Below are 12322 nucleotides of genomic sequence, written 5' to 3'. Positions count from 1 at the left end.
GAAACAGGATATCAAAAGGGAGAAGTTCAAAAGAGGAAGATTGTGGAAACCGAGATATTCTCGGTTGATGAAAGGATAACAATAATTAGTGGAATTATCCCAATTATGGGAAAAAAGGAACGAGAGAGCACGTGAGGAAGATATCCTCATGTACTTTCATGCCAAAGTATTTAACAGATCACAAAAAAAGTATTTAACAGATCACAAAAAAAGAATTTGTAAGGTCAAAAAAGGCTCTGCCGCAATTGCGGCAGAAATATCTTTTGAAAATAATTATGCTGCTGCAGGTGCAGGTGCAGCTGCTGCGGGCATTTTTTCGACTTCGGTCTTTCTGATCTCTACTCTGCGGAGAGGGTAGATGAACTTGGCCTGCCTGTAAATGGTTGCTGAGAGCCTGCCAAGGATTGCTTCCTGCATGAAGGTCTCGAAATCGGATTCAGAGGCTCGCTTTTTGACGATCTCGACCATCATTTCCCTGATGGCTTTAATCTGGCTTGAGCGTGCTCTCTTGATGGTGAAGCAGGTTGGCTTTACGCGGATAACGTAGCCGTCTTTGGTTTTAACATCGACATTGGCGTCGATCCTGGAAGTCTGCCTCTTAACGATTGAGCGGATGTAGTCGGTTGTGAGTTCGTGGCCCATGAGGTCGGTAGTTGCAATGTCTCCGACGACGTTGTTGATCCTGAGGATGACCTTTGTGTTGTTTTTGCTCATGTCGTTGGTGAGTTCCCCAACTGTAGTCTCAACATTGCGGCCTAAGAGCAGAGAAGGATCTCCTGCCATTGTGTTTCCGACAATAGCCCTGTTTAAGTAAACCGGGGCTTCAATATTGTACCATTCCTTGGATTTCCATCCGTCAAGCTTTCTTTGTACTTTCTTTCTTGCCACGTAATTCCTCCGAAGTATACTCGTTATGTGTAGTTTGATTTTGTCCTGATGCCCTCAGGCAATCTCAGGTTTTTGTCTTCCGGATGCTCAAGTGAGCTTTTCCATAATCAATGAATGTGAAAGGTTTTCAGGCGTTTCTGCACAGGTTTTACACTGCCGCAGGTTTGCTCTTTCAGTACCTTGTCTTTGCATATATCAAAAATCTCTGAGCCTCTTGGCGTTTCCGGACTCGGGCCCCATCCCATCTGCCGACAGCCACAGGCTCCTTATAGTCAAAAGTGTGACCGGAAATCGGCCAGAAATCCTCAGAAATTAACGGATACTAACTAGTTAATGGCTCACTATACATATCATTTCCATATATAAATAAATCGGTCAGAAACGCTTTCTGTCCTGTTATTTGCATCCGGGGGAAAAGAAAAAAAAGTTTAGAGGAAGCGGATGCCTTCCGGCAACTCACCTACTCTCTTCCTGAACTCTTCAGGCCAGCTCTCAGGGTCAAGCCCTTTCTGGGCCAGGAAAACCGCAGCCCACCTTTCAAGCCCTACACCCGAGCACCCGGACCAGAGTTCTTCTCCGGACTGCAGCTTTACATTGAAGCCTTTGGGATACTTGTCCCCATTGATGCTTACGTTCTGGAACTCGAGCCATTCGCCGTTCTCCCCGCGGTAAGGCAGGCAGGCTTCGTAGTCAGTCGTTCCTACAACATTCCCTTCGGCAAGCCCGAGCAGCCCTTCCTGTGCCATGAACCAGGGGGTAACCTTTGCTTTTCTCCATTCGATGTCCAGGATATCATTGAAGATGTGCATGTAGCGCTCATGCAGCTCTTCTGCACACTTTATTACCTCTTCCTTTGTCCCGATCCAGACGATTTCTATCCTGTGGAATTCATCTACCCTTTCAATCCCGTGGATCCCACCGCTTTCGTACCTGTGCGAGGTCCCGGACCTGTCAAAGACTTTTACAGGAATCCCGTCATTAGGAAGAGTTTCGCCTGTTACATACATCCAGAAAGGAGGGCACTGAGCGTAACACATGCCGCCTATGGGTTCTCCGATCTTTTCTTTAATGAGCTTTGTCGGGACCTCATGGGTGACCTTATAGTAGTCTGCGACATCTTCCCAGTACTCAGGGTCCCTTGTCTTCGGAGGGCAGACATAATAGATCTCAGGGTAAACACCCTTGGCATGCCCGGACTTCATCCAGACTTCCCAGGGGACCAGTTTCGGAAAAATCATTTCCCTGTACCCCAGGGGCTCAAGGAGTTCGTCAAAGACAATCTTTTCAAATGTCCGGAACACCTTTGTGGACTGAGGGCCATGGATCCACTGCCCGCGGCTTGCTCCTCTCTTGAGCCAGCCTTCCTTCAGCATCGCCTGGGTCGGGTCTTCCTTGAAGGGGTGCTCCATAGGCTCTCTCTGCCAGATAAGGTTCCAGTGCTCAGCCTTTGCTCCATACCGGGCAGCGTCGATTTTTTCCTCGAGCAGGGTCAGGATTCGGTCCGGAACCCTGTTCTTCATCTCAGCCTCCCCTACTTCAAGCTCGAGTACGATCCCGCCTTCGATATTTTCCATGCTCTTAATATAGGGGACCTTCAGCATCCTGAGTTCCCGCTCAGCCGGCACCTGAATGATAAAAGACTCGACCTCAACCCCCCTGATCCCTATCCTGTACCTCTTTCCAAGCGCCTCGACCAGCACTTTCTTCAGCCTCAGAACGGCATCATGCACTCTGACATACCTTCCGGATTCGAGCACAAGCTCTATCCTGTCTTCCCCGAGCTTCCATTCAGTAATTTTTGCTCCCTGCCCTTCAGGTGCCCCTCTGGTAAGAAGAGTATTGTTTGCCTCTTCAAAAAGTGCAGTCACAGCCTCCTTTGCGGGAGCAGGGTCTGCACCTGTTTTAAAATAAGCTTTGAGTTTGAATTGTAATTCCAAGGTTTGAGCCTCTTTTAATTATACTGGATAGTGTGATTGTGAATCTAGAAAGAATGTCAGCAGAACTTCAAACCTCTATTTCGGATATAAAAATAGATATAGATGCCTGTAACCTGCCTACTCTTTTTATCTAGATAAGAAACTTACTAACTATTTAAATAGTTATCTTTTATAAAAAACTGTTAACTGCACAGGCATTTAGTAAAATTTTTGTAAATTATGTATATTCTTCAAATTGAATGGAAAGCTCTGACTTTCAACTCAATTTGAAGAGGAGACATAAAATCTCTCTATTCTGTAGTTGGTGTTCACAGGTTTTATGGATATATCCTGAATTATTACACTAAAAGAAGAATTTAAAAGAAGAACTAAAAAAGAACTAAAATGAAAAACTAAAAAGAAGAATTAGAAGAGTTTTTTAGAGAAGAGTTTTTTAGAGAAGAGTTTTTCAGAGGATGTTTTGTCACCTCATAATACTGAACTTGTATTCGAAATCTCCACCTGCTTTGCCGTCCTTATCTCCATCAAGGAGAACACCTTTTGTATCAGTGATAGCTCCCGATCCGGTATCGGTTCCTATCAATGTAATAGAGACTTTAGCTCCACCATTTTCTACAGGATATTTCCCATACGGCCGGAACATCAGAATCCTATTACCTGCATCAAGGAAACCTTCTACAGGCTCGTCGGACACTGAGCTTTTGACTATTACCGTATCTTTCGTGACAGTAGAACTGTCTATAGGTGCATCGAATTCAATCCAGATCGGGGATTTCAGGTTATGAGAAAAGGTTTGACGATCCGGATAAACAGACTTCACTGTAACAGGAAACGGGCCGCGTTTAAACACCTTTATGGGAATGGATTTGAGTTTTTTGTGCACTTGTTGCTCCTGAATATATTTATCGTAAGTATACTTCATCGTAACTCCGGCAACCACACCCGCAGCAACTCCGGCAACCACACCCGCAGCAGCTCCGGCGGCTGACCCCATTAATAGACCACCAAGTATATGTTTCCTCGTCAGTTTGATACCCCCTTTAGTATGCTACTTTTTTTACTTATTCAACCTTAATCTTACCCCTACCCTTTAGAGGAGCCTTTTTAATTGTATATATTATTGCAGCAATGGCAATTGCTCCTAATGACAATTTACAGCAACCCTTTAAACTTGGCATTATTTATCTCCCCCTGGTTTTGTCCTAACCGGAAAATAGATGTTCACCGGACAAAGCCGTGTTTATCAATCCAGAACAGGACAGAAAATTTCAGTTAGTTTTGAATTTGAATAGAGTGTTTCTTTCGGAATACTTACTATTATATAATGAGGCATTTCTGATGTCTTCTGGAGACTTCATAGAAAATGGATTTTAATTGTTTATGCAGTTGCTCCTGAATATATTTATCATAAGTATACTTCATCGTAACTCCGGCAACCACACCCGCAGCAACTCCGGCGGCTGACCCCATTAACAGACCACCAAGAATATGTTTCTTCGTCAGTTTGATACCCCCTTTAATATGCTACTTTTTTTACTTATTCAACCTTAATCTACCCTGATTAAGAGAAGTCTTTACAACTGTATTTTATTGCAGCAGTGGCAAATACTTCGAATGACAATTTGCAGCAGCTTCAAATTTATATTCACCTGTACTCTTATCTCCCCCGGTTTTCTCCTGGCTGAAGAATCGATGTTCACTGGAAAAATGAATGTTCACCAATCCTGAGCAAAACAGGAAATCCCCCTCCAGTTTTGAATTTGAATAACGTGTTTATTTCAAATATGCACCACTGATTATATTGTCAGCAATATATATATTTGCCGCTAAATAAACCGGTTAAATAAACTGATTGCCATTATTGACTGTTATTGATAACAAAAGAGATCGGAAGAATAACCGGAAAAAAGAGCAAAACGGATGCCTTTCAGTCCATCTCGAAAAACATTTTTGTATTATTGAGAAGTCCAGTCCTCAGAGACGGGCTCAAATCGCTCCACAATTAGTTCTGTTTTGAACTATCCATTTTTCCCGTTTTGAGAGGAGGGAAAAAAGGTTTTTCCCTTCCTCTTTGGTGACTATATTCTTAAGAGCTTTTGTAACTATTCAGCCACTGATAAAAAAAGTATGTTTTTTCAGCAAACTGCTACAATTCTCAGGATAATAGCGGCGCTCCTTTGAGCGCCGCGAGAATACCCTCTAAAACAGGTAAACCATTCTTCCTTATTGTAGAAACATAAGCTCTAATTCTGGAGAAAGCTTCCGCTCCTTGTATTGTTCTGAAAGTTCCCGATATTTTTTGCTGTAGTTTCATCATCCTAATATCTCTTTCTGCCTGGTTATTCTCAAATGGAACTTTCAAATCTGTTAGGAATCTTAGAATCGGTTCCTTGTATTCTATAAACCTATCAAGTAGATTCCTTGCTTTTGTTTTTGGATTTATACCACGTTTTCCTTGTTTTTGAGGATTTAGAGAAGGTGGATTTTCTTCAATTCCTTTCATGATGATAGCATCGAACCTTTCTTCCAATGCTTTAATTTGCTCAAAATCTAACTCTTGACTTTGCTCTTTACACTCATCAGTATAGTTTTTCATATCAGTGAGCAGTTCATTCATTTCTTTAGCCCACTGCTGTTTATAGTTCTCTTCAATTCCGGTAAGTTCTCTCTGTAGATGAGCATTGCAAAGAGCGTGATCACAATCATAGGTGTTATATGGTTTCCATCCATCGTGAACTGCTACTCCCTTAAATGCGGGAAGAATTCCCATATAATCCATTGCTTCTGACCCTCTTTTTGGATGAGCGAAATACCATGTGTATTTGTCATTGGAAGCTACATGAAGCCAATGCCTTTCTCCCTTAACTTTCATCCCAGTTTCATCACAATGGATAACAGGAGAAGTTAGTAACTTCTCCCTAATCACGTTTTCAAATTCTTCTAAATTCTGGAAACAATCTTTTTCTGCTCTAATTATCGTAGCAGGACAGATTTTTATCCCCATAACGTCATCAAAAAACTCAGAAATCCTTTCATATGGGATAAACTGGTAGTTTTTACAGTAAATAGCTGAAGCTAAAATATTAGGGCCATACTGAACTGGATATTTCACAGGTTCAGGAAAAACAGCTTTATTTGATCTTCCACAGTGAGGACAGGTCTTAATCTGACTTCGATGTTCTGTAACAACTAGATTTACAGGAGGGATATCAAAGACTTGTCTTCTCTCATAAGCTTCAGCTTCAACATTCTCAAGAGTATGTCCACATTCTTCACAGCAACTCAAAGAATGTTCTATTATCTAATCAGGATCATTAGTCATTTCAAGAGTTGTCCCTTGATGACCTTCTTGACCTCCAGCTTTCTTGCCACTCTTTTTGCGGAGACTCTTAGGATTAGGTTTCTCTTTGATAAAGAAATCAGTAGAAGGATGTCTACTGCTGTTACGACTGTTTTGGTTTAAACGAGATTCTAAGGCTATCAATCTTTCAGTGAGTTCTTTAATTTGAGATTCAAGACTCACAATGTAAGCAATAACTTCAGGGGTTGAAGCACACAAAGCAAGAATCTCTTCACGTTTCACAACTGAAAAAAGAAATCATTTTATATCCAATTTTTCCTCGGAACGAGGAAAATTGGTAGCCTTCACAAGGCTACCTGAATAGTTACGAGCTTTTTTCAATTTGAAACTCTTATATAATTTTTCCTTATTTGTCCTGAAGTTCTGAATTTTCTTTCTCTTTCAGTTTCTTTTTTACTATAGGTCCTAATACAGCTGCAATAACTACAAAAATTCCGGAAATAATTGCAACCAAGTAGGAGTTATAACTTGAACTTTGAGGCTCAGAACTCGGATCTGGATTATATATGTTTATGGTTTCTATTGTTGTACTACCATCATAACCTGTAGCTACAATTACATTGGTATTATCGCCAGTGGATAAATCAAGAGGAACGTTCCAAGATTCGGTACCTACATATATTCCATTAACAGTTACACTCTTAATACCACTATCACTTAAAGCAGAGCCACTCAAAAAAAGTACAGCATCAGAGCTACTTTGATCTTTTGTCACCTCTATGTTTATTTCAGGAGCTGTTTCAGAGGATTTTTTGCTTTCGATTACAGAAAACTCGACTGGAGCCACCGTTGATGACACTGTTTTTATTGTTGCAGGCGAACCTTCCGAAGATTCTTCTGCTAATTCTATTCCCCTAGTTTCCCCATCTATTCCCCTAATTTCAACCTGATCTATCTTAAACCCATAACCAGTAACTTCTGTATCCGTTTCAAGTCTAATTTTAAATGTATTTCCCGCGTACCATTCTGTCCATACATCTTCCAAAATTTCCCTCTGGCCGTTATAGGTTTTTAGTTTATTTCCATTTTCATCTAAGATAATTAATTTGTCAGAGTAATCATCGGCAAGATCTAATTTTGATAAGTGAAATCTCATCTGAGTTGCATCAGGATCACTGATCGCAGGCCAGGTATATACGAAGTTGTTTGCATAGTTATGATCCGATTCAGGAAAGGTACCGGATGGGGCCATATCTGTTCTTGTCTCGACCTGATCTATCTTAAACCCATAACCAGTAACTTCTGTATCTGTTTCAAGTCTAATTTTAAATGTATTTCCCGCGTACCATTCTGTCCATACATCCTCCAAAATTTCCCTCTGGCCGTTATAGGTTTTTAGTTTATTTCCATTTTTATCTAAGATGATCAATTTGTCAGAGTAATCATCGGCAAGATCTAATTTTGATAAGTGAAATCTCATCTGAGTTGCATCAGGATCACTGATCGCAGGCCAGGTGTATACGAAGTTGTTTGCATAGTTATGATCCGATTCTGGCAAGTCTTCAGCTGAGACAGTTGGCATAATTGAAATAATGCCTAATAAGCAAATTAAAAAAACTTTTGATATAATTTTTCTTGACACCCTATCACCTTCTTTGAAACCAAGGTTAAAAATGGAAGAAACGTTTCTTGAAGAAATGAGTTTAAACGTAAATTATTGAAACATTTTTCTAAACTGTAATCATGTTAAATTAAGCTCAGAAGATATATATAAGGTAAAAAGATTTTAGTAGATATCAATATATAAATGATGTAATAATTGGTTTTGAGTTCTTACTATTTCCCTCATACCCTTACACTGTACAATAATTTTATAATAAAAATTTAGTTATCTACTCGCTTTTAATACGTGAACAGACCCTATCTAAGCTGTGCAACTCAGGCGAGAAAAACCCTAACAAAAAAATCTTAGTAACTTACTTAGGTCTGCACATTGTAGAAAAACTACTTTCATTATATATCCCTACCCCATACTTGTTTAAATTAATCACAAAGAAACGGATTTATAGAATCCTGACCAATTAATAATATAAACTATTCTAAAATCTTATCGAAAAGAAGATTAAGCCATGAAACAATCAATCGGAGCAAAGACACTCGCATTTCCGACACCTGCCTGGGTTGTCGGCACCTACGACATGAATGAAAAGCCAAATGCGATGACTGTAGCCTGGGCAGGGATCTGCTGTTCTAACCCTCCATGTATCAGTGTGTCCTTAAGAAAAGCAACTTACAGCTATGCCGGCATCATGGAAAATAAGGCGTTTACTGTAAACATTCCATCAGAGGATAATATAAAGGAAGCTGATTACTTCGGCATCACAAGCGGAAGAGATGAGAATAAGTTTGAAGCAGCCTGTCTGACCCCAATAAGGAGTGAGCTTGTACCTGCTCCTTATATAGCAGAATTTCCGGTTATCCTCGAGTGTAAACTTCTCCACAGCCTTGAGATAGGGCTTCATACTTTGTTTGTAGGAGAGATAGTGGACATCAAGGCAGAAGAATCCGTGCTTGATGAAAACGGAAATCCCGATATTGAGAAAATCAGGCCTCTTATATACGGGACAGGAAATAGAAGCTATTACGGCATAGGATGTAACCTTGGAAAAGCTTTTTCGATAGGAAAAAAGGCCTGAAACTGTAAATGGTGAATAGAACACAGAACAGAACAAAAACATTCATAAAAACTCAGCAGGACAGAAAATCTATCCTTTGATTAATTATTTGAGTTGAGGGGTATGGTAAAAATGAATTTGCTGCCTTCTCCAAACTCGCTTTCAACCCAGATTCGACATGCATGCATCTCCACAAATTTCTTGACAAGAAAAAGTCCAAGTCCCGTCCCCACCTGTTTTTCGAGTTCAGAGTTCTCAAGCTGTGTAAATGGCTGAAAGACCTTCCGGGTTTCCTCTTCGGAGATTCCAACGCCTGTATCTTTGATAGTAATTTTTACTCCATCTTCCCAAACCCTGGCATCAACAATAACGTGCCCACCTTCGGGTGTGAACTTGATAGCATTATCCACCAGGTTGTATAATATCTGCTTGAACTTCGTTCTATCAGCCCTTATGGTCGTTAGCTTTTCATCAACCATGCTCAAAATCTGGATACTTTTCTTTGATGCCAGAGGTGTCAATAAAGTCTTAACTTCAGAGACTGAACTGGATATGGAAAACTTCTCTACGTTAAGTTCCATCTTCCCGGCTTAATATATATTTTATTAGTTATTCATATAACTTCCTAGATTTATCAAATAAGATGTCGAGAGGATAAAATATTATCTATACAGATGAACTTTTGCCATATTCTTAAAAATCACTTATTTTTCAATAATATCCTATTATAAGTCATATTTTGTAGAAAATAGAGGTTTAGTAAACTAATATCCAATTTAATTAGATATTAATTAAGGAATTCTAATTAGATCTTAGTTTATCCCTTAAATATTTGAATAATTGGCTTATGGATTTTTAATACATTATGAAAAATAATATACATATCAATCTGTAAGTTACAATAAAAATTAGAATTAAAATTAAAATAAAACAAAATAAAAAATAAAATTAGGTCATGAGTTTTTTACTAAATATATTATATAGAATATATTTTAGTGCAATTATACACAACAATTCTTGGAGTAGTGTTTATTTAAAAGATTCTAGATGTAATTATGGGATAAATAAGCATTTAGAGATATTTTTTAGCTTTTAAAGCATTTTTAAAGTTTTTGGTAAAGCCTCATTTACATCAGATACAGAAATATGCTAATATTTTAACTATTACTCCAATCATCCATCTGTATCGATATTTATTTATGGATTTACATTAAAAATTCGTAAATCATTATGGCAATATGACCGTTACTCTTTTCCAAAAGCCTTTTTCGCCATAACTCTCCATCCCTTGAAGTCTTTTCCCTCAAATACTTCTACAACAGCTTCAAGCAGGGAAGGTATTTCCAGATGCTGCGGGCATTTTTCAACGCACTGTCCGCACTGTACGCACTGGGAAGCATAGCCCTGGACATCACCTCTTATTATTCCGCCGGGTTTTGCTGCATACATGAGTTTTGCTTCTTTTTCATTCCCTGAAAGGTAAAAGTTATTGTAGATTTCAAAACAGCTCGGAATGTCTACTCCCGAAGGGCAGGGTATGCAGTACCTGCAGCCCGTGCAGCCAACTTTCATAAGTTCCCTGTATTTCTGTTCTACTCTTTTTACGAGCTGAAGTTCGTCCTCTGTAAGGGAATCCGGATAAGCTTCATCTGCAGTTTTCAGGTTTTCTTCGAGATGAGACTCTTCGTTCATGCCTGAAAGCACAACCGTAACTTCGGGATGGTTCCAGATCCAGCGAAGCGACCATTCTGCTGGTGTGCGTTTTACAGATGTCTCATCCCAGATATCCTGTACTGCAGGAGGTATGGGATTTGTCAGTTTGCCTCCGCGCAGAGGTTCCATGACGATTACGCCCAGTCCCTTTGAAGCTGCATATTCAAGTCCTTCAGTACCTGCCTGATTTTTTTCATCCAGGAAATTATACTGGATCTGGCAGAAAGTCCAGGGATATGCGTCCACAATCCGCCTGAAATCGTCAACTGAGCCGTGGAAGGAAAAACCTGCGTTTATAATTCGCCCGTCAGCCTTTGCCCGATCAAGGAAGTCCAGAACCTCGAGCTTTTCCATTTTATCCCATAATGTCCCCACGAGCCCGTGCACCAGATAATAATCTACATGATCTGTCCCGAGCCTCTCAAGCTGAGCATTGAGTATCCTGTCCATATCTTCGTGGCTTTTCACGGTCCATGAGGGAAGTTTTGTTGCGAGTTTGACCTTTTCCCGGTAGCCGTCAGCAAGAGCCCTCCCCACGAAAGGCTCACTTTCTCCCATGTGGTACGGCCATGCTGTGTCTATGTAGTTTACTCCGTGATCGATTGCATAGCGCACCTGCTGTCTGGCTCTTTCTTCGTCTATTTTTCCTTCTTTGAGAGGAAGGCGCATGCATCCGAACCCGAGTATCGAAAGTTCATCTCCATTCTCCGGCATTTCTCTGTACAGCATTTCCATTACCTTCTGTTTTAAGTTGTTTCCTTTGATTTTTAAGGGTTTCCACCCTGAATTCCCGAAAAAACAGAAATCGATGATTCCGGATTAATCTGTTGATATTGCTCAGAATATCCGAAGCTGAAATTTTTTGTTTTCCTGTTCTACTCCTTGCAGAGTTGAAGTAGTTTCGTCTGCAACGCAAAAAAGTAACAGGCGAATTCATACTATCAAGAGGAGTAACTGAATTCAGAATCACCTTTCCTGTCCGAAGAATATTTCCTTTAACCCCGGGAACCTCATTTAAATATTTAGATAAAAATAAGCTCCCCCGCCAGCTTGTCTGGCGGCCCTGCAAAAAAAGAAGTGAAAAAGAATGCTTTAATATGCATTTGAGTCTGTTTTACAGTCATTCGTACCAGATTTTCTATATTTGATAGTATTTGCGCTTTTTAAGTATATTTTATTTTATTTTATTTTATTTTATATTATTTTATGGCTTTTATTTTCTGTTTTTTTCCTTTGTAAGACCGCTCTCCTGCGTCGAGCGTGACAGGAACGACCCGGTACAGTGAATAAGGTTGCACGGGTCAGAAAGATTTGTAATTTAGTCTGCTTTTTAGTCTGCTTGAGCGAAGCTTACTGCGATAAACTATAATAGTCTGCTTGAGCGAAGCGAAAAGGACTGCGTACTGTTGCGATTACATCGCAACTCCCAGAAAATCTCCGATTTCCTGTGATCCCGAGGCGAAATTCGGGCGTAACAGATTCCGTAAAATGAAACAATAAACCCAATACGATTTAGTCGAGCATAAATTGACAAACAAAAAACGGAATTGAGAAATCGTATTAACATTAATGGTTCTCGGGAAAGTTTTCCATCCCCGCAGAAAGCTAGCGGGGTATTCGATTGAAATAAAAAACCTTTTAATGGGATATGGGGCACCTGATATTTGGGATTGAGTTTAGATGGATATGAATTTGGGATATTATACTGAAAAAAAGAGTTTTCTCAGATGCCCTATATTACTTAGTCCTTCATTACATATAAAAATAATGAAATAATCTTGTTTTACACCTTTTCTGGCAGTATTGTA

Annotated in this window: 8 protein-coding genes and 2 pseudogenes; 2 read left to right on the top strand and 8 right to left on the bottom strand. The window is 39.8% G+C overall.

From position 1 onward, the window contains the following. Positions 1-135, top strand: a pseudogene (locus EO98_RS18350) (IS110 family transposase); the annotation flags it as partial. A 138-nt stretch (positions 136-273) separates the two neighbouring features. Here the strand turns inward: EO98_RS18350 and EO98_RS07285 are convergent. The 6 genes and pseudogenes from EO98_RS07285 to EO98_RS17460 form a co-directional block, all read right to left on the bottom strand. Further along, positions 274-888 carry a 30S ribosomal protein S3ae gene (locus tag EO98_RS07285; protein ID WP_048133703.1) on the bottom strand — a complete coding sequence of 205 codons (615 nt, stop codon included), beginning with the start codon at positions 886-888 and terminating at the stop codon, positions 274-276. A 428-nt stretch (positions 889-1316) separates the two neighbouring features. Continuing rightward, positions 1317-2825 (bottom strand): serine--tRNA ligase, encoded by a 1509-nt coding sequence (locus EO98_RS07280; RefSeq protein WP_048139185.1) that lies wholly within the window; start codon positions 2823-2825, stop codon positions 1317-1319. Positions 2826-3288: 463 nt separating this feature from the next. Beyond that, the gene (locus EO98_RS07275) at positions 3289-3819 is read right to left on the bottom strand and encodes an Ig-like domain-containing protein (protein ID WP_052733543.1); all 531 of its coding nucleotides are present in this window, start codon (positions 3817-3819) and stop codon (positions 3289-3291) included. Between the two features lie 323 nt (positions 3820-4142). Then, a complete protein-coding gene (locus EO98_RS18345; RefSeq protein WP_156161058.1) occupies positions 4143-4295 on the bottom strand; it encodes a hypothetical protein in 153 nt (50 codons plus the stop codon). A gap of 685 nt (positions 4296-4980) precedes the next feature. Beyond that, positions 4981-6408 (bottom strand): annotated as a pseudogene (gene tnpC / locus EO98_RS07270) (IS66 family transposase). Positions 6409-6532: 124 nt separating this feature from the next. Further along, positions 6533-7768 carry a hypothetical protein gene (locus EO98_RS17460; RefSeq protein WP_052734471.1) on the bottom strand — a complete coding sequence of 412 codons (1236 nt, stop codon included), beginning with the start codon at positions 7766-7768 and terminating at the stop codon, positions 6533-6535. A gap of 487 nt (positions 7769-8255) precedes the next feature. Between EO98_RS17460 and EO98_RS07255 the strand changes: the two genes are divergently transcribed. Then, positions 8256-8822: a flavin reductase family protein gene (locus EO98_RS07255; RefSeq protein WP_048133701.1), complete on the top strand. Its 567-nt coding sequence runs from the start codon at positions 8256-8258 to the stop codon at positions 8820-8822. Positions 8823-8902: 80 nt separating this feature from the next. Here the strand turns inward: EO98_RS07255 and EO98_RS07250 are convergent, their stop codons facing one another. Further along, a complete protein-coding gene (locus tag EO98_RS07250; protein ID WP_048139176.1) occupies positions 8903-9382 on the bottom strand; it encodes a HAMP domain-containing sensor histidine kinase in 480 nt (159 codons plus the stop codon). 664 nt (positions 9383-10046) lie between these two features. Then, positions 10047-11243: an aldo/keto reductase gene (locus tag EO98_RS07245; RefSeq protein WP_048139231.1), complete on the bottom strand. Its 1197-nt coding sequence runs from the start codon at positions 11241-11243 to the stop codon at positions 10047-10049. Between the last annotated feature and the right edge of the window lie 1079 nt (positions 11244-12322).

This window comes from Methanosarcina sp. 2.H.T.1A.6 (genome assembly GCF_000979455.1).
Classification (GTDB): domain Archaea; phylum Halobacteriota; class Methanosarcinia; order Methanosarcinales; family Methanosarcinaceae; genus Methanosarcina.
This window is presented reverse-complemented; position numbering and strand designations above follow the sequence as displayed.

Bases quoted from the DNA above. Each gene is read 5' to 3' on its own strand.
- EO98_RS07275 (WP_052733543.1), bottom strand. From the start codon at position 3,819: ATGGGGTCAGCCGCCGGAGCTGCTGCGGGTGTGGTTGCCGGAGTTGCT.
- EO98_RS18345 (WP_156161058.1), bottom strand. From the start codon at position 4,295: ATGGGGTCAGCCGCCGGAGTTGCTGCGGGTGTGGTTGCCGGAGTTACG.
- EO98_RS07255 (WP_048133701.1), top strand. From the start codon at position 8,256: ATGAAACAATCAATCGGAGCAAAGACACTCGCATTTCCGACACCTGCC.
- EO98_RS07250 (WP_048139176.1), bottom strand. From the start codon at position 9,382: ATGGAACTTAACGTAGAGAAGTTTTCCATATCCAGTTCAGTCTCTGAA.
- EO98_RS07245 (WP_048139231.1), bottom strand. From the start codon at position 11,243: ATGCTGTACAGAGAAATGCCGGAGAATGGAGATGAACTTTCGATACTC.